General features: G+C 37.1%; 26 protein-coding genes and 1 tRNA gene. 4 read left to right on the top strand and 23 right to left on the bottom strand.

Features of this window, described 5'->3' with window-relative positions; genetic code table 11:
* Nucleotides 1-30 precede the first annotated feature (30 nt).
* Nucleotides 31-1,101, top strand: a complete 1,071-nt coding sequence (gene ispG / locus UGRO018_RS02210) for a flavodoxin-dependent (E)-4-hydroxy-3-methylbut-2-enyl-diphosphate synthase (RefSeq protein WP_416324813.1) — start codon at nt 31-33, stop codon at nt 1,099-1,101.
* Here ispG and UGRO018_RS02205 read toward each other — a convergent pair whose 3' ends face one another.
* The 3 genes from UGRO018_RS02205 to UGRO018_RS02195 are packed head-to-tail and all read right to left on the bottom strand — an operon-like array spanning nt 1,102 to nt 3,895.
* Nucleotides 1,102-1,656: a GNAT family N-acetyltransferase gene (locus tag UGRO018_RS02205; RefSeq protein ID WP_416324812.1), complete on the bottom strand. Its 555-nt coding sequence runs from the start codon at nt 1,654-1,656 to the stop codon at nt 1,102-1,104. It lies immediately after the preceding gene.
* Between the two features lie 2 nt (nt 1,657-1,658).
* Nucleotides 1,659-2,537, bottom strand: a complete 879-nt coding sequence (locus UGRO018_RS02200; RefSeq protein WP_416324811.1) for a deoxyribonuclease IV — start codon at nt 2,535-2,537, stop codon at nt 1,659-1,661.
* Complete coding sequence (locus UGRO018_RS02195; RefSeq protein WP_416324810.1) at nt 2,534-3,895, bottom strand: DEAD/DEAH box helicase; 1,362 nt, start codon at nt 3,893-3,895, stop codon at nt 2,534-2,536. The genes UGRO018_RS02200 and UGRO018_RS02195 overlap by 4 nt, the downstream gene beginning before the upstream one ends.
* Before the next feature lie 161 nt (nt 3,896-4,056).
* Between UGRO018_RS02195 and ispH the strand changes: the two genes are divergently transcribed.
* Nucleotides 4,057-4,965 (top strand): 4-hydroxy-3-methylbut-2-enyl diphosphate reductase, encoded by a 909-nt coding sequence (ispH, locus tag UGRO018_RS02190; protein WP_416324809.1) that lies wholly within the window; start codon nt 4,057-4,059, stop codon nt 4,963-4,965.
* Between the two features lie 15 nt (nt 4,966-4,980).
* Here the strand turns inward: ispH and UGRO018_RS02185 are convergent, their stop codons facing one another.
* The 9 genes from UGRO018_RS02185 to ybeY form a co-directional block, all read right to left on the bottom strand.
* Nucleotides 4,981-5,646: a tRNA (adenine(22)-N(1))-methyltransferase gene (locus UGRO018_RS02185; protein WP_416324808.1), complete on the bottom strand. Its 666-nt coding sequence runs from the start codon at nt 5,644-5,646 to the stop codon at nt 4,981-4,983.
* A 2-nt stretch (nt 5,647-5,648) separates the two neighbouring features.
* On the bottom strand, nt 5,649-6,845 hold the full coding sequence (rpoD, locus tag UGRO018_RS02180; RefSeq protein ID WP_416324807.1) for an RNA polymerase sigma factor RpoD: 1,197 nt from the start codon (nt 6,843-6,845) through the stop codon (nt 5,649-5,651).
* 5 nt (nt 6,846-6,850) lie between these two features.
* Complete coding sequence (dnaG, locus tag UGRO018_RS02175) at nt 6,851-8,617, bottom strand: DNA primase (RefSeq protein WP_416324806.1); 1,767 nt, start codon at nt 8,615-8,617, stop codon at nt 6,851-6,853.
* Between the two features lie 15 nt (nt 8,618-8,632).
* On the bottom strand, nt 8,633-10,015 hold the full coding sequence (locus UGRO018_RS02170) for a glycine--tRNA ligase (RefSeq protein ID WP_416324805.1): 1,383 nt from the start codon (nt 10,013-10,015) through the stop codon (nt 8,633-8,635).
* A 161-nt stretch (nt 10,016-10,176) separates the two neighbouring features.
* Nucleotides 10,177-10,908, bottom strand: coding sequence for a DNA repair protein RecO (gene recO / locus UGRO018_RS02165; protein WP_416324804.1), 732 nt, complete (start codon nt 10,906-10,908; stop codon nt 10,177-10,179).
* Nucleotides 10,901-11,803: a GTPase Era gene (gene era, locus UGRO018_RS02160; protein ID WP_416324870.1), complete on the bottom strand. Its 903-nt coding sequence runs from the start codon at nt 11,801-11,803 to the stop codon at nt 10,901-10,903. Before era ends, recO begins: the two co-directional genes overlap by 8 nt.
* Nucleotides 11,800-12,204, bottom strand: coding sequence for a cytidine deaminase (cdd, locus tag UGRO018_RS02155; RefSeq protein ID WP_416324803.1), 405 nt, complete (start codon nt 12,202-12,204; stop codon nt 11,800-11,802). Before cdd ends, era begins: the two co-directional genes overlap by 4 nt.
* The gene (locus UGRO018_RS02150) at nt 12,201-12,560 is read right to left on the bottom strand and encodes a diacylglycerol kinase (RefSeq protein ID WP_416324802.1); all 360 of its coding nucleotides are present in this window, start codon (nt 12,558-12,560) and stop codon (nt 12,201-12,203) included. The genes cdd and UGRO018_RS02150 overlap by 4 nt, the downstream gene beginning before the upstream one ends.
* The gene (gene ybeY, locus UGRO018_RS02145; protein WP_416324801.1) at nt 12,529-12,996 is read right to left on the bottom strand and encodes an rRNA maturation RNase YbeY; all 468 of its coding nucleotides are present in this window, start codon (nt 12,994-12,996) and stop codon (nt 12,529-12,531) included. Before ybeY ends, UGRO018_RS02150 begins: the two co-directional genes overlap by 32 nt.
* 167 nt (nt 12,997-13,163) lie before the next feature.
* On the opposite strand from ybeY, the gene UGRO018_RS02140 reads away from it, so the two are divergent.
* Nucleotides 13,164-14,846, top strand: coding sequence for a Na/Pi cotransporter family protein (locus UGRO018_RS02140; protein WP_416324800.1), 1,683 nt, complete (start codon nt 13,164-13,166; stop codon nt 14,844-14,846).
* Nucleotides 14,847-15,178: 332 nt separating this feature from the next.
* Here UGRO018_RS02140 and phoU read toward each other — a convergent pair whose 3' ends face one another.
* The 6 genes from phoU to UGRO018_RS02110 form a co-directional block, all read right to left on the bottom strand.
* A complete protein-coding gene (phoU, locus tag UGRO018_RS02135) occupies nt 15,179-15,817 on the bottom strand; it encodes a phosphate signaling complex protein PhoU (protein WP_416324799.1) in 639 nt (212 codons plus the stop codon).
* A 12-nt stretch (nt 15,818-15,829) separates the two neighbouring features.
* Nucleotides 15,830-16,591 (bottom strand): phosphate ABC transporter ATP-binding protein PstB, encoded by a 762-nt coding sequence (gene pstB / locus UGRO018_RS02130; RefSeq protein WP_416324798.1) that lies wholly within the window; start codon nt 16,589-16,591, stop codon nt 15,830-15,832.
* Nucleotides 16,592-16,605: 14 nt separating this feature from the next.
* The gene (gene pstA / locus UGRO018_RS02125) at nt 16,606-17,853 is read right to left on the bottom strand and encodes a phosphate ABC transporter permease PstA (protein ID WP_416324797.1); all 1,248 of its coding nucleotides are present in this window, start codon (nt 17,851-17,853) and stop codon (nt 16,606-16,608) included.
* Nucleotides 17,850-18,791, bottom strand: a complete 942-nt coding sequence (gene pstC / locus UGRO018_RS02120; protein ID WP_416324796.1) for a phosphate ABC transporter permease subunit PstC — start codon at nt 18,789-18,791, stop codon at nt 17,850-17,852. Before pstC ends, pstA begins: the two co-directional genes overlap by 4 nt.
* A gap of 69 nt (nt 18,792-18,860) precedes the next feature.
* Complete coding sequence (locus tag UGRO018_RS02115; RefSeq protein WP_416324795.1) at nt 18,861-19,787, bottom strand: substrate-binding domain-containing protein; 927 nt, start codon at nt 19,785-19,787, stop codon at nt 18,861-18,863.
* Between the two features lie 131 nt (nt 19,788-19,918).
* The gene (locus UGRO018_RS02110; protein WP_416324794.1) at nt 19,919-20,503 is read right to left on the bottom strand and encodes a DUF3267 domain-containing protein; all 585 of its coding nucleotides are present in this window, start codon (nt 20,501-20,503) and stop codon (nt 19,919-19,921) included.
* 178 nt (nt 20,504-20,681) lie between these two features.
* Here UGRO018_RS02110 and UGRO018_RS02105 point away from each other — a divergent pair.
* Nucleotides 20,682-20,756 (top strand) — tRNA-Glu (locus UGRO018_RS02105).
* A gap of 258 nt (nt 20,757-21,014) precedes the next feature.
* On the opposite strand, the gene UGRO018_RS02100 is transcribed toward UGRO018_RS02105, so the two are convergent.
* Genes UGRO018_RS02100 through UGRO018_RS02080 form a run of 5 tightly spaced genes read right to left on the bottom strand, consistent with a single transcriptional unit; the run spans nt 21,015 to nt 24,998 of the window.
* Nucleotides 21,015-22,235, bottom strand: coding sequence for a sensor histidine kinase (locus UGRO018_RS02100; protein ID WP_416324793.1), 1,221 nt, complete (start codon nt 22,233-22,235; stop codon nt 21,015-21,017).
* Nucleotides 22,222-22,902, bottom strand: a complete 681-nt coding sequence (locus UGRO018_RS02095; RefSeq protein ID WP_416324792.1) for a response regulator transcription factor — start codon at nt 22,900-22,902, stop codon at nt 22,222-22,224. The genes UGRO018_RS02100 and UGRO018_RS02095 overlap by 14 nt, the downstream gene beginning before the upstream one ends.
* A complete protein-coding gene (locus UGRO018_RS02090) occupies nt 22,874-23,866 on the bottom strand; it encodes a PhoH family protein (protein ID WP_416324791.1) in 993 nt (330 codons plus the stop codon). The genes UGRO018_RS02095 and UGRO018_RS02090 overlap by 29 nt, the downstream gene beginning before the upstream one ends.
* 15 nt (nt 23,867-23,881) lie before the next feature.
* Nucleotides 23,882-24,808 carry a sporulation protein YqfD gene (locus tag UGRO018_RS02085; RefSeq protein ID WP_416324790.1) on the bottom strand — a complete coding sequence of 309 codons (927 nt, stop codon included), beginning with the start codon at nt 24,806-24,808 and terminating at the stop codon, nt 23,882-23,884.
* Nucleotides 24,798-24,998 carry a YabP/YqfC family sporulation protein gene (locus UGRO018_RS02080; RefSeq protein WP_416324789.1) on the bottom strand — a complete coding sequence of 67 codons (201 nt, stop codon included), beginning with the start codon at nt 24,996-24,998 and terminating at the stop codon, nt 24,798-24,800. The genes UGRO018_RS02085 and UGRO018_RS02080 overlap by 11 nt, the downstream gene beginning before the upstream one ends.
* Between the last annotated feature and the right edge of the window lie 107 nt (nt 24,999-25,105).

The following is a 25,105-nucleotide window of genomic DNA, read 5'->3' as shown; positions in this document are numbered from 1 at the left end:
TGTTATAATGATTTCATGAGGTGAACATAAATGAAACGTACAGAAACAAGAGCAATTCAAGTAAGAGACTTAACCATAGGACATCAAAACAAAGTTGTTATACAATCCATGTGTAACACTCGTACAAGTGATATAGAGGCTACGGTAAGCCAAATCTTAGCTTTGGAAAAAGCCGGTTGTGAGATGGTCAGAATGGCCATCATTGATGAAGCAGATGCTATCGCAATCACAGAAATCAAACGACAAACACATATTCCTTTGGTAGCGGATATACATTATGATTATCGTTTGGCTATCAAAGCGATAGAAAACGGTATTGATAAGATCAGATTGAATCCTGGAAATATTGGTGCCAGAGAAAATGTAGAAGCAGTAGTTCAGGTGTGTAAGAAACATCATATCCCCATTCGGATTGGTATCAACAGTGGTTCTTTGGAAAAAGATATTCATGAGGCTTATGGGAAGCCGACTGCACAAGGAATGATGGAAAGCGCAAAGCGTCATATCAATATTTTAGAATCCCTTGATTTCCATGATATTTGTTTATCCTTTAAAAGCAGTGATCCGCTACTTTGTATCGACGCATATCGTTTGGCAAGTGAAACCTTCCCTTACCCCTTACATTTAGGTGTAACGGAAGCCGGAACCTTCCTTGGTTCCGCCATCAAAAGTAGCATGGCACTTGGAACCTTGTTGAATGAAGGAATCGGAGATACCATTCGAATCAGTGTAAACGGAGATCCGGTCAATGAAATAACCATCGTAAAACAATTATTGAAATGTTGCGGTCTATATAGTCAAACACCTAATTTGATTGCATGCCCTACTTGTGGCAGAACCGCTTGGGATATGCAACCGGTCGTGGATGAAATGGAACGTTTCCTACAAACGATTCATTGCGATGTGAATGTAGCAATCATGGGGTGTGCTGTCAATGGTCCTGGCGAAGCAAAGCATGCGGATATCGCAATTGCAGGAGGCAAAAAAGAAGGATTGTTGATCAAAAAAGGTATCATTATAGAAAAGCTTCCACAAGAACAAATTGTAGAACGTTTAAAACAAGAAATCATAGCATTTGAAAAAGAACATGGACAACAGTAACTACTGTTCCATGTTCTTTTTTTCGTCAGATAATAAGTGAATCATTTCAATTCTTACATTTTTATTCTCAATGTCTTGGTTGGAATGCGCATACAAATCACAACCAAGAAAAGAAAAACCATGTTTGATATAAAAATGAATAGCAGGATCATTACATGATTGAGTTTCTAATATCAAAGCTCTCACATTCATACGGTTTGCTCTTCGCTTTGCTTCTTTTATCAATGCACTGCCAATGGAGTTTCTTCTAGAAGTAGGTTCAACAAAGATATTGGAGATGCGTAATCTTTTGTTCCAGGTTTCATTGCTTAATTCTATAAATCCAAGTAACTTTCCATTTTCAAAGGCACCGATTGCAAAAGGTTGTTCCAACCAATCCGCTAGTAATGTATCCTCAAAGCCACATTGCATTGGCTCTTTCAATGGCGTTCTTTCAAATAAAACACCGAATTGATGCTCCTGTTGATATAAAACCGGCTCATAAACATAAGCACTTTGATAACTCACATGAATGGGATATCCTTTGTATTCCTCCGAAAGCAATTGAAGTTCCATTTTTAATTTTCCTTTATTTTATCAAGTAATTGAGGATCAAATACACCATGTTTCAGCATTTCTATTTCATGGAGATATGGTGGATGACCATCTACATAAGGCGTCTCTAAGATTTTCACAACATGAGTAAGGCTTGGATGATGTACGATTTTATGAAGGGTATCAAAACCGATTTCACCGAATCCAATATTGGCATGACGATCTTTTCGTGCTCCTTTTTCATTTTTAGAATCATTGATATGCATACAAAGTAAACGATCCAATCCGATTTTTTGGTCAAACTCAGCAAGAATTTGATCAAAAGTAGTTAAATCAAAACCCGCATCATGTATGTGACAAGTGTCCATACAAACCTTGATATGCTCAGGATGTTGGACATGTTGCATCAGGTAAGCGATATGATCAAATTGATAACCAAGTTCACTTCCCTTGCCAGCCATCGTTTCAATGGCAATATTTACATTACCCATATCAGACATGGCAAGATCTAATCCTTCTACGATCTTATCTAGCCCTGCTTCTTCTCCAGCCTGTACATGACTTCCAGGATGTAGTACCAAACATGTCGCTTGTAATGCTTGCACACGCTTAATTTCCTTTTGTAGAAACTCTACGCCCAAAGTAAAGGTTTCTTTCTTCTGGCAATTTGCAAGGTTGATGATATAAGGTGCATGTACGATCATGCTACTTGTTTCTATACCAGCTTCTTTCATCAAAGCATGTGCCTCATTGATTTTTAACTCTTCCATGGGTTTTCTTCTGGTATTTTGCGGTGCACCCGTATATAGCATAAAAGCATTTGCGCCATAGCTTATCGCTTCTTTCACAGAACCTAGCACATACTCAGGAGCAGACATGGAAACATGACAACCTAGTTTCATTCGCTTTCTCTCCTTTTCTCAGCCTGTTTGCTTTTTGCACGTTCTTTTTTCTGTCGTTTGATATCTTCTTGAATCATCGTACGTTTTGCTTTTCTTTTCAGTTTTTCTACTTCTTGCTTTCTTTTTACTTTATAACCAGGTTTTACCTGCTTTTTCTTTTTCGCAACAATTTTAGAAATTTCTTTTTCTAATGGATCATCTTGTTTGATCTTTTTCTTATGTAAGGCTTCTAATTCATTCCAATTTCCATTTTTATAACTTCTATGTTCAAAATGAATGCCTCTTTTTTCTAATTGACGAATGACAGCATCATCCTGTTTTTGATATAATGCGTAACAAATTCCATCTTTTCCCGCACGACCAGTACGACCGGAACGATGGATATAATAATCCAATTCTTTTGGGAATCCCAAAGAAATGACATGAGAAATACCCTCAATATCGATTCCTCTGGCAGCTATATCGGTAGCAACCACATAAGGTTTTTGAATGTGTTCCAATTCTTTCATTGCCTTTGTTCTTTCTCTGCTACTTAAATCCCCATGAAGCTCTATCAAAGGATAACCAGCATCTCTCATAGAAGCTGCAACGTTTGCTGCTAGTTCTCTGGTATTGGCAAAGATCAAGCAAACATAAGGTGTGAAAGATGGAAGGATTTCCAATAACTTTTGTTCATAGCTAAGCGGTGTACATGGAACCAAAACATGTTCGATATTCGGATGGAAGGACTTTGCATCCTCTACATGTATGGTTGCCGGTTGATGCATATATTTTTTTAAAAATTGTTTCAATGCATTAGGCATCGTTGCAGAAAAGCTCATCATCTGCAAAGATTTCTTCATACGACCAGCAATGGCATCGACTTCTTCTAAAAAGCCAAATTCCAATGTCATGTCTGCCTCATCTATCACTAGAATATCAGCCCCTTCGACTCTTAAGGTCTTGTCATTCAAAAACAAGTCTTTGATACGTCCCGGTGTTCCGATTACGATATGTGGCTGAACCTTTAAGGTTTCATTCATTCTAGTCTTTTCCATACCACCGGTTATCAAACGAATTTTTAATTCAGGATTCGCTTTTTGCATATTTGTCATTCGACTGTAAAGTTGTAACGCAAGCTCTCTTGTCGGTGCGGTTATCACAGCTTGGATGTGATCTTGGTGAACATCCACCTTTTCCATAATAGGTATCAAAAAAGCATGTGTTTTTCCACTTCCTGTGGCACTGATGCCAATGACATCTCTTCCCTTGCACGCAAGAGGTAATATTTCCTTTTGTATTGGTGTAGGTTCCTCAAACCCTTCTAGTCTGATGAACTCTTTGGTTGTTTCTTGAAACATATAATCACGATAACTCATATCATCGCCTCCATTTCTTAAAAATCAGCTATTACATTATACAGGATTTTGATCGCATGTAAAGCAAATCTCATTTTCTACCTTATTATACGCTATTTTGTGCGCAAATAGCTAGGATTATCCTTCATTTTTACGTTATAATAATACAAGAGGTGACCCATATGGAAATTATACAAGTTACACCAAGAGGATATTGTAAAGGAGTTACACGTGCAATCGCTTTGGCAAAGAAAACGGCATCAGACTATCCTGATACGCCGATCTATGTTCTTGGTATGCTCGTTCATAACGCTTATGTTATGGAAGCATTAAAGCAACTACATATCATCCCTATTGATGATAAGACGAAAACTAGATTAGAACTACTGGATGAAATTGATCAAGGTGTTGTCATTTTTACCGCACACGGCATTGCGCCTAATGTAAAAGAAAAAGCACTTGCGAAGGGATTGATCTGTGTTGATGCCAGTTGTCCAGATGTTGTGAAAACACAGGAAATCGTAAAAGATGCCTTAAATAAAAACTATGAGATTTTTTATATAGGAAAACGAAATCACCCTGAAGCTGAAGCTGTGACCAGCATGAGCAAGCATATTCATCTGATTACAGAAGATGGTGTTCTTCCTACGCTTCCAAGTGAGCAGGCTATCTTTGTGACCAATCAAACAACAATGTCTATTTTTGACATCGATGTCATCTTTCAAAAAATTAAGCTCGCCTATCCTCATGCTGTTTTTTGTGAAGAAATATGTAATGCAACACGCATACGCCAACAAGCAGTGGCTGATTTAAAAGGACAAAATATTGATGTTTTGTATGTGGTTGGTGATCCACATTCTAATAATTCCAATCGATTGGCAGATATCGCAAGAGATGCTGGTATTCCTCATGTTTATTTGATAGATGACGTAAATGGTGTATTAGATGAACATATACGCCATGCCAATAAGGTTGCTATTACCTCTGGCGCAAGTACACCAACCTACTTGACTGCTCAAGTCATCCATTACTTAAAACAATATGATCAAACGCAGGATAAACCACTGATTGACATTCAAAAAATCATTTAATAAACGAGCTGAACACTATGAGAGGTTCAGCTCGTTTGTTATCATATCGATCCATTCTTTTGTGATGGTATAATTTTTATGGTTTTCCTGAAGCTTATCCAGAATAGCTTTCTTTTTTTGTAAGATGGTTAACCAATATTCTTGAAACAAAGGATCATCCTTCATATGGATACCGAACATACATTCCCTTTTTGTTAATGGACGACTTTTTTCACGATGAATCGAAAGCAATTGATAAAAGTGACGATCTTTCACAATACGTTCCTCATCAATGGTAAATTCATGTTCGCTTAGCCATTGTCTAAGTTCATCCACACGTCCGTTACATTGAATAATGATCTGTTTGAATTGAGGTGTTTTATCCAAGTCTTGTTCCAGAATATGTATAATGGTATCATAGCCCATACCGGCAATCACAATTGCATCCACATCTTCTTTGATGCCAGATAATCCATCACACAGCACAGGTATGACCCTACCTGCTAGTCCCGCTTCAATGATTGCCTCTTCCGCACGAGATAAAGGACCTTTTCTTATATCACATGCATAGGCTTTGATACACTTTTCCTGTTTGATCAAAGCGATTGGTAGTAATCCATGATCACATCCAATATCAGCTAAGATACAAGGAGCTTTTACCATATCAAAAATGGCTTGTAATCGAATCTTGCTTCTCATCATGATTATGGCTTATCAACGAAATCCTTCAAACGTTTGCTTCTAGTTGGATGTTTCAATTTACGTAATGCTTTTGCCTCAATTTGTCGAATACGTTCACGAGTAACATTGAATTCTTTTCCAACTTCCTCTAATGTACGTGTTCTACCATCATAAAGCCCAAAACGAAGACGTAGCACTTTTTCCTCACGTTCCGTCAAACCTTGAAGTACATTATTGATTTCGTCTTTTAATAATTGGTTATTTGCATATTCATCAGGAGACAATGCCTCTTTATCTTCAATAAAATCACCTAAATGAGAATCATCCTCTTCACCAATTGGCGTTTCCAAAGATACAGGCTCTAAAGCGATTTTTTGAATTTCACGCACCTTTTCAGGTGAAATGTTTTCCATTTTTTGTGCGATTTCTTCAGCAGATGGATCTCGACCAAGGTCCTGTACTAATTGACGCTGAATTCTTGTTAATTTATTGATGGTTTCTACCATGTGAACAGGAATACGAATGGTTCTTGCCTGATCAGCGATTGCTCTTGTAATAGCCTGGCGAATCCACCAAGTAGCATACGTAGAAAATTTAAAACCTTTGGTATAATCAAACTTTTCTACTGCCTTCACAAGACCCATGTTGCCTTCTTGAATCAAATCCAAAAACAGCATTCCACGTCCAACATATTTTTTCGCAATAGATACAACTAAACGAAGGTTGGCAGCAATCAATTTCTTTTTGGCTTCTTCATCACCTGCCTGAATACGTCTGGCAATTTCCGGTTCTTCTTTTGGATCTAGCAATTCTACACGACCAATTTCTTTTAAATACATTTTGACAGGATCATTGATTTTTGTATGAGAAGAATTCGCAAAAGATTGTTCTAATGATTCGATGTCACTTGCAAGAGTATCATCTTCATCTTCTTCTGCATCTTCTAGAAAATCCAAATCCTCATCATCATCCACAGCAGCAACCATGGATTCATCTAAAAGATCTACCTCATCTTCATCGGTAATCTCGATATCATTTTCTTTGAACCATTCCAATAGTTCATCATATTCCTTATCTGTCATATCTAAATGCTCAACAGCATCTAACACATCTTTCTGTTCCAAAGTATGTGTTAGTTCATAGGTTTCTTTCAATTCCTCTTTGATTGCATCCAGTGTTTTGTATTCAGGTAATGCAGTTGTTTTTTTCTTTTTTGCCATAGTATCTACTTCCTTCCACTAGCGTGTATCCATGTTTCTTTTTCTACAATCAGTTTATTTCGTTCAACAGCAAGTTTCGCCTTTTCCAATGGATCATGCATCTCTTTGATCTTGCTGTTCATCATTTGTATTTGATCTTCGATCAAACTAGCTTTTTCGTTTGCAATTGCTTCCTTTAGCACTTCCATGTTGACCTCATTACGTGCCAATTCCCAACTTGCAATCTCAAGCAATAATGTCTTCACATTTTGTTCTTTGATCACATCCAGCAAATCAGCTACCATGATATGATCATGGGTACGATAGAAATCAATAATATAAATAGCTAGCTTATTGCTTGTATCATCTTTTAAAAATCCTAAATCTTCTTTGAATCGGTTACAAGCAGCAATGCCATTGAGCATTTGTGATAATATTTCATATTCAGCATGATGCCGCTTCGTCTTAGGATAAGTAAGAAACATACGTTTCTCATATTCCTGATTGACATGCTTTTTTATCGGTTCATTCTTTTTTACCTGCATATCAAATTCAGTTAGCTCTCTTAGACGAACATAATAATTGGTTTGTTCGAAATCATTTTCCAATTGACTGATTTCCTGTGCCATTTCCATGGCAAATTCTTTCTTTTGCGAATAGTTTTCCAAATCATATCGACCCATCAAGAACACAAACAGAAAATCGATCCATGAAATAGTTTTATTCACCATGCTTTTTAATTCTTCTTTACCATAAGCATCAATAATTTCATCAGGGTCTAACCCTGTTTTATTATCAACAATTTCAAATGGCAGCTTTTGTTCCTTTGCAAGCTTTCCAAACTTATAAGTTGCATTTTTACCGGCTGTATCTCCATCATAACAGACAATAACTCTGGCTCGCATCATTTTTAATAATTGTATTTGCTCTTTGGTGCATGCGGTTCCAAGGGTTGCCACAACATTACTGATCTGTACTTTTTCAAAAGCCAGCACATCCATTGCACCTTCTACTAAATATACATTGGCAGCTTTTCTTGCAAGTGGCTTAGCTCGATGATAATTGAATATCAACTGCCCTTTTTTATAAATATCCGTTTCTGTAGTATTGATATATTTTGCTTCTTCATTTTCCAATAGTCTTCTTGCTGTAAAGCCTACCGGATTTCCCATTGCATCATGGATGGGAATCAGAATACGATTCGCAAACACATCTCGATACCCAATACTGGTAAGACGAGCTACACCGGCGCCAATCAGATTTTCATCGTCATGCTTTTTCTTATGTAAGAACTGATATAACGCATCATCAGCAGGATTAAATCCCAACTCAAACTTTTTGATGATATCATCTGTAATGTTACGTTTATACAAATATTCCTTTACCCGCTTAGCATCTAAAGTATTCAGTTGGTAATGGGTAAATTCTATCGTATCCTTACACACTTTATATAAAGCTTCCAGATGTGGGTCGACTTTTTTTTCTGGCAGATCCAAATCAAGGGAAATGCTTACCCCTGCATAGTCTGCCACTTTTTTCACTGCTTCAATAAAGGAAATCTTTTCATAATCCTTTACAAAGGTGAATACATTTCCACCTGCTCCACAGACAAAGCATTTATAGATCTGTTTTTCAGAGGAAATGTTCATAGAGGGAGAATGGTCATCATGAAAAGGGCAGATACAGCGATAATCCTTACCTTTACGATGTAGTTGCACATAATGTCCTACTACATCGACGATATCTGCTTTGGCACGAATTTGATTGATTTCCTGATCACTTAAACGAGCCAATCACGCCACCCTCTCTTATAACTTGATACGATTTTCAATATAGGAAACAAGATCATCGATATTGACACGTTCTTGTTTCATTGTGTCTCGTTCTCTGACGGTTACACAATGATCTTGTGCTGTGTCAAAATCTACGGTAATACAGAATGGAGTACCGATTGCATCTTGACGACGATAACGTTTTCCAATGCTTCCGGCTTCATCATAATCACAATAACCAACAGGTGCAAGAAGTTGGAATACTTCCATTGCCTGATTGCTTAATTTTTTACTTAATGGCAGAATACATGCTTTGACTGGTGCCAAGAATGGATGTAAATGTAATACGGTACGAATATCGTCATTCTCAAGCTTTTCTTCATCATAAGCATCACATAAGAATGCCAAGAACAAACGTTCTACACCAACACTTGGTTCAATACAATAAGCAAGATATTTTTCATTTGTTTCAGGATCTAAATATTCTAAAGATTTCTTGCTAGCTTCCTGATGTTGACGTAAATCATAATCAGTACGATCCGCAATACCCCATACTTCGCCCCATCCGATCTGAGAATGGAAGTTGTATTCGATATCACAAGTTCCTTTAGAATAAAACGCAAGTTCCTCAGGTGTGTGATCACGGAAACGAATATGATCTTTATCAATGCCAAGATTTGTCAAAAAATTCATGCAGTACTCTTTATAATAAGCATACCATTCTAAATCAGTATCCGGTTTACAGAAAAATTCCAGTTCCATCTGCTCAAATTCACGTGTACGGAAGATGAAGTTACCAGGTGTGATCTCATTACGGAAACTCTTTCCTATCTGACCAATACCGAAAGGTAATTTTTTACGCATGCTTCTTTGTACGTTTTTGAAATTCACAAACATACCCTGAGCCGTTTCCGGACGAAGATAAATCGTGTTCTTCGCATCCTCTACAACCCCCTGAAATGTTTTGAACATCAAGTTGAATTGACGGATATCTGTAAAGTTATGTGCTCCGCATTTTGGACAAGCAATGTTGTGTTCTTTGATAAATTCAGCCATTGCTTCATTGCTCCAACCTTCAACACTCACTTCTCCATCGGTTGCTTCTTCGATCAATTGATCAGCACGAAATCTTGATTTACATTCTTTACAATCCATCAATGGATCAGAAAATCCTCCGACATGACCACTTGCTACCCATACATTAGGGTTCATCAGTATCGCTGATTGAAGACCCACATTATAAGGTGACTCTTGAATGAATTTACGCCACCAAGCTTTTTTGATGTTTTCTTTTAATTCTACACCTAAAGGACCAAAATCCCATGTATTGCTTAATCCACCATAGATTTCTGAACCTTGGTATACGAAGCCACTGTTTTTCGCATGGGCTACGACAGTATCAAATAGTTTTTCGTTCATTGTTATGCCCCTTTCAATAAAAAACGCATTCCTAGGTATCGAATGCTATCAAACTATAAAATAGTTACAAGAATACACTATAATATAACACTTTTTTCTTGGAAATGTCAATCTTTTCAGGACATGTAAACGAAAAAACGAATTTTGATTTAAAATTCGTTTTAGATATTTTTTAATAACCGCAAAAACTGAATACTTTTGATAGAGATGCCTGCATATTCCTCAAAAAACGCATACAGTTGTTCAAAATGCTGAAAGGTAAAGCCTCCTTGTTGTTTTAGGATCGGATAATGCATCAGCATCGCTTTATTCAATAAGCGAAACCGTTTTAAATCTTGACTGACATACACCTTATCATACGTTTTCGCACAAGTTTGGCATACAAAGCCACCATCCTTTAAGGAAATCGCATAAATACGTTGTTGACTGCCACAGCGTACACAGCAATCACATTGCATTTCGATCCCATGCATACGATTGATCATGGCTTGAAATAGACATAAGATCGTCATAGGATCGTTATCCTCTTGTAGATGATATAAGGATTCTTCTAATAATGCATACCCTTCTTCCATATCAAATTGGCTACGAAGCAGGATTTCACAGAAAAAAGTCGCAATGCTTTGTTTCATCAGATCTTCTCGTAACCGATAAAAAGTCTCGATGATTTCTGCTGTTTTCAAGCTCTGTAATGTTGCTGTTTCCTTATAATTTAAATAGAATCTACTCTTGGTAAACAGTTGACAAGCTGGTGCGTTTTTACTTTTCACCTTCTGTATTCCTTTTGCCGAAACACGAATCAAAGCACCATCTTTACGTAATATCGAAAGCAAGGCATCGTGATCACGATATTCTAACACATCGATCACGATACCTTCCATTACATCATTCATTGTTCGTTTCCATTTCCAAATAGCCTAATTGCTGAAGCTTACTAGAACGATTACGCCAGTTTTTTTCTACACGAACAAAAAGTTCTAATTCTACTTTTTTATGAAACTTCTCTTTCAATTCTTTTTGTGCCGCCAATCGAATACCACGGATCATCGCTCCTTGTTTTCCAATCAAAATAGATTTTTGTGAAGTACGTTCTACCACGATCATGGCTTGTAAAAACACTTTGGTATCCGTTTCCTCTTTTTTCTCGATTACCACCGCAACCGAATGAGGTACTTCTTCTTTTGTTTTATATAATACTTTTTCACGTATGATCTCTGCTATTTGAAACTGTTCTCCATGATCTGAAATCATATCATCCGGAAAATACTTCGGTCCTTCTTCAAGATACTCTTTGGTGACTTCTAAAAGATGATCGATATTCTCTTTTTTTAATGCGCTGATCGGAAAGATTTCTGCGAATGCAAAACGATCTTGCCAAGATTTCAAAACCTTGATCAGCTTTTCTTTATCTAATAAATCAATTTTATTTAAAATAAGAAAACATGGAATGTGACTTGTTTTCATCTTTTCTAAAATAAACTCATCCCCACTACCAAAACTTTGTGTAGCATCTACCATCCAAAAGTTGATATCTGCTTCTGCAATGGCAGTGTAGGCATTTTTATTTAATGTTTTTCCTAGCTCATGCTTTGGCTTATGGATGCCTGGAGTATCAATGAAAACGAATTGAGCATCCTCCCTGGTTAATATTCCCGATATATTATTTCTCGTTGTTTGGGGTTTATCACTGGTGATTGCTATTTTTTCTTTCAATATAGCATTTAACAAGGTACTTTTTCCTGCATTCGGTCTCCCAATGATTGAAATAAATCCTGATTTATACATTATAACACATCCTCACTTGTAAATGACATCGGCAACAGTTCCTTGATGGTCGTAACCATTTCTTCAGATCCATTGCTTAATATGATCGGGGTATCTTGTTCTAAAAGCTCTACCAATACTTGACGACATGCTCCACATGGTGCTGCCAAACGATCCCCATCACTTACAATGGCGATCATTTCAATATCTTCTTTGCGATATCCATAAGAATAAGCGGCAAAAACAGCACTTCGTTCGGCACAATTGGTCAAACCGAAGGAAGCATTTTCTATATTAACACCTGGGATATAATTCCCATCTTTCGTTTTGATACATGCCCCGACATGGTAGTTACTATATGGTGCATATGCGTGTTCCATTGCAGAAAACGCACGTTTGATCAGTTCATTATATTCTTCTTTCATCCTAATTTTCCTTTCAGTATCAACAAAGCAACCATCGCAGCCGCAATAGACATAACAAGTACAGCTGCTGCAGCATAATCTTTGATGATCTTTGCTTTTTCATTATATTGAGGCGAAATAAAATCCACAATAGTTTCAATCGAGCTATTCACAAATTCCAATGTAATGATGATGCCGATCAACATGATCACGATGCACCATTCTATCGTATTAAGACCAAGTAATGCAAATACGCCTATGACTGCAATACCGATCAAGCATTGTAATAGAATACTGCGATCATGTGTTATGCCATGAAATAACCCTTGAAAGGCATAGCGGAATTTACGAACGTACTTTTTTAGGAACGATATCATCTAAAATCACATCCTGAAGAGAAAACATTTCTTTTTCATCATTCTCATTCATATGGTCATACCCTAGCAAATGTAATAAGCCATGTGTAAAGAGGAAGCATACTTCTCTTCTCATACTGTGCCCATATTCACTTGCCTGATCGATAATAGCTTGCACATTGATGAAAATATCACCCAGTTCATTATCGCCTTCCATTACTTCATAGTCATCTTCGCTATCTTGCAAAGCAAAGCTGATTACATCTGTTGCACGATCGATTCCACGATAGCTTTTATTGATTTCATGAATCTGATCCGGATCCACAAAGATAACAGAAAGGCTATATTCTTTGTCTAATCGAAGGACGCTTTGCGTACGATTCGCAATGCTTATAAAGTCTTTTTTATACCTTGACCATTTTTTTGATTCACTTTGATTTGTTATATTTATTTCCATAATCCACCTCGGTTTTTGTTCGCATATAGTATAACATATGCGAATAGAAAAAGTCATTCTTCCTGCTAATTTCTGTAATTTTAGAATGAATTTGTTTTTCAAATGTATACAGATTGTAAAGAAAATGTTAAAATTATGGCGATGTAAGTTTTTACAGGAGGTTTTCTATGTTACATATAGCAGCCAATTCGATGTCGGCAGACATCAGCTGGGACTTCATCATCGGTGGGCTTGCCCTCTTCCTTTTCGGTATTGAATTTATGGGAGATGGATTAAAAAGCATCGCAGGTGAAAAATTAAGGGATTACATTGACAAATACACCAACAAGCCTTGGAAAGGGATCATCGTTGGTGCTATCATTACCGTATTTATTCAATCCAGTTCCGCAACTAGTGCGATCGCCATTGGATTTGTACGTGCGGGCTTGATGACGTTGGAGCAATCAATCGGTATCATCATCGGGGCGAATATCGGTACAACGGTTACCGCCTTCTTGATCGGTTTAAAGGTAGAAACACTGGCTCTGTATTTTGTATTCATCGGTGTATTGATCACGATGTTTGCAAGTAGAAAGAAACAGACTTATCTTGGACAGATCGTATTGGGATTTGGTTTATTGTTTTTCGGATTAAGGTTGATGGGAGATGAATTAAGCAAACTTGGACAGCTTAATTTCTTCGAAAATCTAGCAACGACCATGGCAGATCAGCCTTGGCTTGGATTGTTATGTGGTACCATCATGACCGGTATCGTGCAATCCTCGAGTGCTGTGATCGGTATCATACAGAAAATTTATGATGCCGGAGCTATGACACTTGCGGCCGCATTACCATTTGTGTTTGGAAGTAATATCGGTACGACCATAACAGCTGTTTTTGCATCGATTGGAGGAAGTCTTGCGGCTAAGCGAAGTGCATTCTTCAACGTTTTATTCAATGTGATCGGTGCATTATTGTTTATGTTATTGTTAAATCCTTATGTTGATTTCATTCAATATTTGGCGGATACTTACCACATTTCGCCTATGATGCAAATTGCCATTGCTCATATCGTACGAACCTTGGTGATTTCTATTTTGACTTATCCATTCATCAATCAGATGGTTCGTTTGATCAAGCGAATCATGCCTGGTGAAAATGAAGAACGTATCGAAGTGGATTTCAATGCTTTGGATCCTCAACTAGCAAGTTCCCTTCCAAGTGGAGCCTTGGTTGTCAGTAAACAAGTGACCATCAAGATGGGAGAACTGGCGAGTGATTGTATTAAAGCAAGTCAAAATTATTTCAACAAGCAAAACAGCAAGTACAAAGGGGTTTCTCGTCAATATGAGGATGCCATCAATTCTTTAGATAGCAAGATCACAGATTATTTGATGAGCATTGCACATAACAGTCTAAGTGAACATGACACAGATGAGTTTATCGGAAACCTTCAGGTCATTAAGAACATCGAACGTGTTGGCGATCTTACGATGAACTTAAATGAATTCTATGAATTGACCTTCGATGATAAAGGAACCTTCTCAACAGATGCCATCAATGATGTTAATGAAATGTATGAAACCGTCATTGAAATGAACACCTTGGCACTTCAATATTTCTCCAGCCGAGAAGAACACATCATTCAAGTCATCACAGATAAGGAAAACTATCTTGATCTTGTAGAGGAAAAAGCAAGACAACGACATTTCAAGCGTATGACGGACAACTCCTGTAACTCTAGTGTAGCAGCAGGAATCTACGTAGATATTTTAGGTACACTGGAGCGAATCGGTGATCATATTTGGAATATCGTCAAAGAAACTAATGAAGAAATGCCAATGCATGAAATATTAGAAGAAAAAGTTTAATATGTAAGAGTAGGACATCTATCCATTGTGTAGATGTCTTTTTTTGTTTGATAGAAAAGTTCTTTTAGCAGGAAACCGAAGAAAAAAGGGAAATCTTCAGGATCAAATTATACTAAATCATTACGCCATGGCATTTAGGACATGTTATATAGGATAGCTCTACTATACAAATGCAAACTGATATGTGTTGATATACACTGAAGAATGTATACATGGCATATAGAATGAAAGCATCGTAATGAAAGAAAGGTATGCCATTTCATGATGTATTAGCATCATAAAGTGATCCTTGTTATAGAAAAGATTCCCCTCTTTACAGAAAGGAATCTTTACTAACCAAAATCATAATGCTGTCCCTTGATCATATAGATGATGTGTTCACAAATGTTTTTCACATGGTCCCCTGCTCGTTCGATGTTTCTTAACATACTACTAACTTCAAAGATATGACCAATCAGATCATCTTCCTGTTTTTTTGTTAGATTATGTTTGGTTTCCTTCATCAATGAATTGATCTCCTTATCGATTTCGGGAATTTCAAATGCTTTCTCTACATCTTTATTCAAATAGCATTTCATCGTTTCTTCCAGCATGACGATAAATTCTTTTTCCATCGTCTGTGCATATTCTAGAATCGTCATATCCAAATGTTCATTTTTTATCAGAAAGATGGCGATATTTTTGGCATAATCACCAATACGCTCCAATTCACATGCGATTTTGATGGCAGCAATCACCTTGCGAAGATCACTTGCTACCGGAGATAATAATGCCAATGAAGCAATTGCTTGATCATTGATTTCTTCCTCTAGATGATTGATACGATCATCTGCTTGTACGATCTCTAATTCTTTTTCTTTATCTTGTTGACTTAAAACAGCAATGACTGCTTCATGCATGGCAATGACCTTATTTCCCATTTTAAGTACATTTTGTTCCATGCCATCCAATTCTTTATCGATTTTTACCATGTTTTTGACCTCCTATCCAAACCTTCCGGTAATATAATCTTCGGTGCGTTTATCTGATGGTTGTTGGAATATTTTACTTGTCGTATCATACTCTACCACTTCCCCTAGTAAGAAAAAGGCAGTATAGTCACTCACACGAGATGCCTGTTGCATAGAATGTGTTACTATAATGATGGTATAATCTTTTTTCAATTCTTCAATCAGATCTTCAATCTTGCTTGTAGCAATCGGATCCAATGCACTGGTTGGTTCATCCATCAAAATGACTTCCGGTTCCATAGCAATGGCTCTTGCGATACACAAACGTTGTTGTTGTCCACCACTAAGACCAAAGGCAGAATCATGAAGACGATCCTTTACTTCATCCCATAACGCAGCTTTTCGCAATGACTGTTCAACAATGTCTTCCAATACCTTCTTGTTTTTGATTCCCTGACACCTTGGACCATAGGTAATATTATCAAAAATAGACATTGGAAATGGATTCGGTTTTTGAAAGACCATACCGACTTGTGTTCTTAAATCAACCACATTCAATTTATCACTATGGATATTCACTCCGTCAATTTCGATCAGACCATCAATGCGACAACCTTCGATCAAGTCATTCATGCGGTTTAGGCAACGCAAGAACGTACTTTTGCCACAACCACTTGGTCCGATCAATGCGGTTACTTTATTTCTTTCTATATCCATATGAATATTGATCAAGGCATGTTTTTCTCCATAAAACAGATTCAATTTATCTACATGGAATATCGTTTGTTTGTTCATAGATCTCATCCTTTCTAATACCAGGCTTTATTAAAGCGTTTGCTTAACAGTTTCACAGCAATATTCAATATCAATACAAATACTAAGATCACGATTGAAATGGCACTGGCTAATTCAAAATTCGGCATTTCACTGCTCATGATATTATAGATATGAACAGCAAGACTCGTCCCTTGTGTAGTTAAGGTTGGCGTATCGTTGACATACGTACCCATCGTATAAATAAGAGCTGCACTTTCTCCGATGACTCTACCGATGCTTAATAAGACACCTGTTAATATCCCGGGAATCGCACAAGGAAGTACGACCTTGAATATCGTTTGTGATTGGTTGGCACCAACGGATAGACTTGCATCTCGTAACGATTGAGGAACCACGATCAAAGCTTCCTCAGTAGAGCGAATGATGGTCGGAAGTAAAATAATGGCCATTGTGAAGGAGCCTAACAGAATGCTTGTCGTTTCTGCTCCGAATAGTTGTGTCACCGGAAACAATACTGCAACGCCCATCAAACCAAAGATAATACTAGGAACTCCTGTCAGCATTTCAATTGCGCTACGAATGATTGCAGTAAAGCGATTCTTACTTGCGTATTCATGTAAATAAATGGCTGCCGCTACGCCTAATGGAAGAGCAATCAACATGGAAATTAAAATAAGCCATAGCGTAGATAGGATACTTCCTCGTATCCCTCCACCCGGTGTTTTGAAAAACATTTGAGAAATAGAAGTTGCTTTGGTATCTAAAATTTCACTTACTTGTTGTGCATTTTGAGATAATAATTTTCCTGCAGTTGCGCTAACGCCACTTTCATTACGATAGGTAAGCTTTTCTAGTTGAAAGCCTGTTTCTGCTTTCATATTGACGGTTTTCTGTTTGATGCTATCATCGATCAAATATTGGAAGGGTGATTGATCATCCATATATTCTATCAAGATGATATCATCTTTATTTTGATCTTTTGCATCTACAAAGCCTACGCCCCATTTTTGTGAAAAGAACACATTTTCTTTTAAGTCTTCAGGACGTTGGAAAGAGGAAGGATGATTATATGTATCCTGAACACTGGACAAATAGCTTTTAGACCAATAGTTACCTGTTAATAGATCCATTCCTAAAGAACGATATCCTTTTGAGAAAATAAAGACGAAGATGGCAATCAAAACAAAAACGCTTAATCCACTGGATACATAAGTGATACCATTCAACATACCATCCACAAGTGTTCTTTTCTTCTTTTGTTTTAGATGAAGTTGCTTCATTGAATGTTCCCTACTTTCTTTTTCACTAGATTTAAGATGAGATTACTGAACAAGATTACCGCCATTAAGACCAATCCGGCAGAAAATCGAATGTCATAATCTAATCCTGTGGTTTCTCCAAGACCTGCCAACATCGTTGTTGTTAATGTTCTTGTGGTATCAAACAGGTTTAAAGTTGGTCCAAACATTTTATTTCCTGCAACCATTGCAACGGCCGTCGCTTCACCAAACGCACGACCGATACCTAGGATCGCTCCTGCAAAAATGCCAGATTTGGCACTGGTTAAGATCACCTTGAAGTTTGTTTGTGTACGTGTTGCGCCCAACGCCAGACTTCCCTCTTCGATTTCTTTCCCTACCGATTTGATTGCAGTAATGGATAAGGAGGTGATGGTGGGGAAAATCATAATGGCCAACAAGAGAATAACTGCAAGCAAAGAGCTTCCTCCTGCGGTAACAAAGCCGAAATTATTCGCTAGATTCGAAACTAAAATGGTGATCGTTCCAGAAGCAAATACCCCATAAACAACAGATGGTATCGATGCTAGTAGCTCCACGACCGTCGTCATTAGGGCCGCAATTCTTTTGGGTGCTATTTTCGTAATGAATAAAGCAGTCAATACCGATAAAGGAAAAGAAACTAACAGGGCACCGAATGCAGATACTAGCGTATTGATGATAATAAAGCCGACCCCATACATCCCTTGATCTTTACGCCACATACTCCCTGTGATAAAACCTATAAAATCAACCTTACCATATTCATATCCTGGAGTAAATGGAATGATTCCCTTAATTGCGATAAATATGATGATGATCGCAATGGCACTGGATGACAACAATGCCGCAAGCATGAAGAGAAAGCGCATTCGTTGATCCTTCTTTAATTTCGTTAGATTTTTCTGTGAGCTAATTGAGCTTCGCACATATGATTTCATTTCATCACCGATCCTATCCTTTAGAAAGAACAGCCTGGCTATCCAGGCTGTTTGAAGCTATTCATGTTTCTACTTGATATCTTCCCAATTCGTTGTTGTGCCTGTGAAAATATCCTTTAGTTGTGCCTGTGTCATATTCGTGTAATCAGCGTTATCCTTGTTTACAACTGCGACAACCGCATCAATACAATATTGACCACTTGTCAATGCTTTACTGATATCTTCTGTTCCATCATCCTTGAATGCACGTGAAGCAAATCCGATATCTCCTGCACTAGCACCGTCCTTTTCAGCCCCTAAGGTAAACTTCACAGCATCCCCACTACCTGATTGGTTCATTGTATATTTGAAATTTCCTGCCATTGGAGAGAATGCTTCCAAAGCTGCTTTTAACGTTTTTTCTACTGAAGTAGAACCACAAGTTCTGATGGTGATTCCTGAATTGTCTTTGTTTAATACAGGATAGTTCTTTGCCAATTCTTCCCATGCTTTCGCCTTAGTTTCATCAACCTCACCGCCGGCTGCTTTCACAACTTCCATACCCTCTTTAGAGTTTTGCATAAAGTCTAAGAACGCACGAACCAATTCTTCTTTATCTTCGCTACCAAAATCTCCTGTTGCTCTTGTCACAAACATAAATGGTCGTTGTAGTCCATAGCTACCGTCTAATACAGTTTCACTAGATGCATTCACGCCTTCATAAGAAAGTGCCTTGACGTTGTTTTTTTCAAAGTCTGTTGATAAGGATGTATATCCAATGCCGTTTTTATCTTGTCCTACTTTCGCAGCCATATCGTCATTACTTTTGACCTCAGTTGCTGTTTTCGTTAATTCGCCTTCAAATCCTACACCTTTTTCAAAGGCTTCTCTTGTTCCACTTGTAGAGTCTCGTGTATAAACTTTAATTTCGCCGCTTACCTTGCCTGAATCAGTGCCATTACTGCTACAGCCTGCCAATAATGCAACAGCCAGTACACTTACCAATAATTTTTTCATCTTTTCTATTCCTCCTCGAAGTTTCTTTATCCTTCCTTGAATACGTGTATATCATAAACGAAGATTATGAATAGAATATAAACAATTCGTTAAGGAATCGTTAAAAAAAGCCAATCCATTGTGATTGACTTTTATTTTCCGTCTTTATAATATATATGTTCCCCTGATAAACATACCACCGCTTTACTTGGGGTACGAATCATGATCGTTACTGCTAAGGATAGATCCCATACAGCGCCTAACAACAACACCAGGATCATCAATCCCAACACTTTATCAAGCAATGGATTAGCAGATACGATACCTAACATCCACAACATATATGAGCTACAACCTAATAAAACATTAGGAGCTAATAATACGATCATCATCTGGGTTTTATCCATAGGTTCTTTACAATAAGTGATCAAGGTTAATTTATGCCAATATATTTGTTTCTGTGCATGTCGTGGACAACATAATGCATGAATCAATTCATGAAGAATAAATATGGGAATTAAGATCAATAGTCCAATGATATCTCCCACCAGAAGCTCAGTTAATGTCATACCTTTGATGCTCATCATATGCATGACACCAAAAAACAAAGGAATGGCCAATAGGATCAAGCCAAAAATGATATCACTTTCTTCATCCTTCATTTTTTCGAAGCCTTCCACATTTGCCTTTTCAAGATCATCAGGATGGTTTAAAAACCCGCACCATTGAATATTCACAACCAATTCCCTCCTTTCCATTCTTTCCTATGACTCTAATGATATCATAAATATATTCTGGTGGAAAGGTTTCTTTTCTCTGAAACAAATTACAAAGCATCCTTATTTTATGTAAGTTTCGCAAGAAAAGCTTGCATCCTAGATTGTTTTGATGCTATAATATTTTAGCAGTAAAAATGTCGCGTTCGGCAAGCGGTTAAGCCACAGCCCTCTCAAGGCTGTACCACGGGTTCAAATCCCGTACGCGATACCATGTCAATCAAGCCTTTGTCAAAAGGCTTTTTTTGTATACAATAGTTCCTGTTTAGAATAAAAAAAGTCAATGATCACAACGCATTGCCTGGGTGGGGGAAGTTAGAACAATACGTGTATCACATTGACAAGATAATCATATATCAACTTACAATGTAAATCAATTAAATTATAAATTTTCAGAAATCAAATTCATGATATGAAAGTTTCTATTATAAATTACTTTCTATTTCCAAATTTCAAATAGTTTATGAAAAAATCAATTCTTCAACAAAATACGAAAAGTGGTTCCCTTACCTAATTCACTGATAACTTCGATCTTTCCACTATGAGCTTCAATGATACCTTTGGTAATCGGTAGACCTAAACCGCTACCACCACTTTTTCTACTTCTGTCATCATTTACTCGATAGAATCGCTCAAAAATCTTTTGTTGATCTTCTGGCGATAACCCTACCCCTTCATCTTGAACCTCCAGCACATAATAATGTCCTTGTGCTAAGGTTCTGATGGTAATGGTTCCGGTATCGCTATATTTGATTGCATTGCTGATCAGATTTAATACGACTTGTTGCATTTTCATAGGATCACAAAATACTTCATCATGATTTTGATAATCCTTTACTATCGACAAACCTTTCTGAGCTGCCTGTTTTTCCAGTGAAGTAATCGCTTTATCTATGACATTTCTTACATCTGTTTTTTTACGTTCAAGAATAGGGTTTGACATGGATAATCTAGATAATTGAAGCAAATCTTTTACAAGCATATCCAAACGATTGATTTCGATATCTATTTGTTCCATAAACTCTTTTCTCGTGGCTTCATCATCAAAATCTTCTCGATTCAAGATTTCTACCATGCCTTTGATGACCGCAATCGGTGTCTTTAATTCATGAGAAGCATCTGCGATAAATCGCTTCTGCATTTTTTCCCCTTCTAAGGTCTTACTGATATCTTGAAATAGCACCAAGCATCCGCTGTATTTTGATTTCGCTGTGACCGGTACGCTGATTCCTTGATATTCTATGCCATCGATCTTAAGTATTTTATCTAATTGTTTTTCTAGAATAAAAGCATCTTTGATAAATTCTTGTACGGGTGGTACAAAGTTGTTGTTAAGATAATTCATGTCTTCTTGAAATGCCATATCTAACGATATTTCAGATAATGAGTTATGCATGACGATGTTTCCGAATTGATCAATGAGGATCATCGGAAAAGGAATGCTACCAACTATGGTCAATAGCTGTTTGTTTTTCAGATGCGCATCTTTTGCGGTCGATTGTACCTCTTGTTGAAGTTCAATGTTTTCCTTTAATTTGACATTCATTTCTTCTTTTTCTAGATAATACCAAAGAACAGTGAATGCCAGGATCATCAATACGATCATTGCATAGGCATTCAAATCAAGAAAATATTCGACCAAACAAGCAAATAACAAAAAATAGAACATCACGATAAACTTATTCTGTTTCATTTGTTTCCTCTAATAGATATCCAACACCACGACTGGACTTAATATGCACATGAGAGCCATTTAATTTGCTTCTGAGCTTGAAAACATGTACATCAACAATTCGGGTATCACCATCATAATCAAAGCCCCAGATGTCATTTAAAATGCTATCTCTGGATAATACGATATTACGATTTTGGATAAAATACTCTAATAAGTCAAATTCTTTCTTTGTTAAAACCAATAAAGTATCCTTGACGAAGGCTTCTCTACGCTTCATATCCATATGCAGATCCGCAATTTCCAATTGTTTTCCTTGCTTTTTGCTTTGTCTTTTTAAATGCGCATTCACTCTTGCCAACAGTTCTCTTGGTGAAAACGGTTTGGTAATGTAATCATCCACCCCTTGTTCAAACGCATTAAGAATATCCGATTCATCATCTCTTGCGGTCAACATGATCATGATGCTGTCTTTATCTTCACTTCTTAATTTTTTTACGATTTCGATTCCACTGACATGTGGCAACATCCAATCAATGATCAAAACATCAAAATCTTCTTTTAATGCGATATCAATCGCTTGTTGTCCATCAGCGCATTCAACGATTTCATTACCTGCTTTATTTAAATCATAAGCTATGATCTTTCTTATGTTTTCCTCATCTTCGATCAATAATATCCTCGCCATTATATTCTTCCTCCTTCTCGTATCGTTCAATGATTTTTTGAACGAGTGGATTACGTACTACATCAAGACTTGTCAATTCCACAAAGGAGATACCATCAATTCCATACAACAAATGCTTTGCGTTCAATAACCCACTGTCTTTCTTTCGAATCAAATCGATCTGCGTTACATCACCGGTAATAACGATTCTAGATTGAAATCCCATACGGGTCAAAAACATCTTCATTTGTGCTCTGGTCGTATTCTGCGCTTCATCCAATATGATAAATGCATTATCCAAGGTCCTTCCTCGCATATAAGCAAGCGGCGCAATTTCAATAACCTCTTTTTCTAAGAGCTTTTCCACTGCCTCATTGCCTAATGTATCATATAATGCATCATACAAAGGACGCAGATAAGGGTCTACCTTTTCCTTTAGATCCCCCGGCAAAAACCCAAGGTTTTCACCGGCCTCAACTGCAGGTCTTGTCAAAATGATTTTCTTGATTTCTCCTTTTTTCAATAGATTTGCGGCATATACAACAGCAAGATAGGTTTTGCCTGTTCCTGCCACACCGGTGGCAAATACGATCTCATTATGTTTCATCGCATGAAATAACACACGTTGTCCCATCGTTTTGGGATAGATCAATTTCCCATTGACCGTTTTACCGATAGCCTGTTGATAAGTTATCTTCATATCATCGATATTGCCTGCTTCAGCTAAGCGACAACAATAACTGACATCACGTTCATTGATATCGATATGATTGGCAATCATATCAAACAACGCAGTGATGATTTTCTGTATTTTCAAAAACAGTGCTTCTTCTTCACACAATACATGTAAGCAATTATCTCGCATGACCAGTTCACAATGAAATGCCTTGCGAATGATTTCTAAATGTTTATCATTTGGACCACATAGTCTTACTACTTGATTCATATCCTTATGGTTCAAATCAATCGTATATTTCGTATTCATACATTCTCCTTTACATTAAGGTGTGGTGATATCCTGTATCAATGTATAATGAATCACCATCTTTATTTTACCCACTTCTTTAGAGAATTGCAAAATATTTTCTGCATAAATACGATCGTCCTTCCGCATACGATCACTGATTTCATTTCTAGCCTGAAATAATAGCGTAAAGTATTGGAATGCTTTTGGCATCTTATCATCCTTCATTTCAACGCTAATATCTTTCCATGTATAAGCAAATACTCTTCCCTTTACATATAATTCTTCCTTGGAATTGCTTGATGTATCAATCACATTACTAACTAGCACATCTCCCTTATGCACAAATTCATTCACCTTATGCAGTTTGTTTCCATGTAAGACATCAAAGCGTTGAATAACGCCATCTTCTTTCGCAATCAATTCATCGTGACCCAATTCTTCGATATGAGCAAATTCTTTTGGTGTATAAGAAATGCGATATTTACTGCCTCGCTTTTCTATTTCTAACCAAGCAATCTTATGCTCCAACTGTTTCTTTAAATCCTTTTTTACGCTCATGATATCTTTATCATAGAAAGGTGGCACCACTTTCATATCTTGTAGCGTCTTTTGAATCAGCTGTTTACTTTCATCGTCTTCTCCCTTGATATCGATCACATAGATCATATGTGACATGCCATACCACAATAAAATAGCACATAATACACCGGCTACCCTTGATGGCTTTTTCAAAGAGCGAAACAAATAACCCAACATTCCCGTTGTTTCCAGTTTTTCGTTTCGTTCGAAATAACGATACACTTTATTACGTTGATAAACAGGCACATAACATAAGGTATAACCATTGTGCTCCTCGACATCATATAATTCAATATCTGCTTTTGCGGCGATCTGCAATACATGTAATAGGTTATCATATAGCTTCCATTTGTCTAAGCCTACGGTTTTTTTATTTTTCATATAGGAACTCTATGCTTTCCAGCTTCCCGGCCATATAAATCTCGCTTGCTGCCAAAGCTAAAATCTTTAGATCATCGCCTTGTATGCATATCTGATAACCTTTAAATTTGACCTGCACCTTGGTGGATGACACCGATACAACATCAGTATAATGTTCCATCATGATTTGATTGTTTTCAATGGAAAGCATACTCTCACCTCTTTACAAACTATGAAAGAATGTGCCAAGTTATGCTATCATTTTCTCACCTTCCTTTACTTATATCATTATAAAATAAAATCAGAATATGAAATGTA

The organism is Hoskinsella mucinilytica, from assembly GCF_045223415.1.
GTDB classification, from domain to species: Bacteria; Bacillota_I; Bacilli_A; order Erysipelotrichales; family Erysipelotrichaceae; genus Hoskinsella; species Hoskinsella mucinilytica.
The sequence above is the reverse complement of the archived record's forward strand: the minus strand, read 5'-3'. Positions and strand labels throughout refer to the sequence as shown.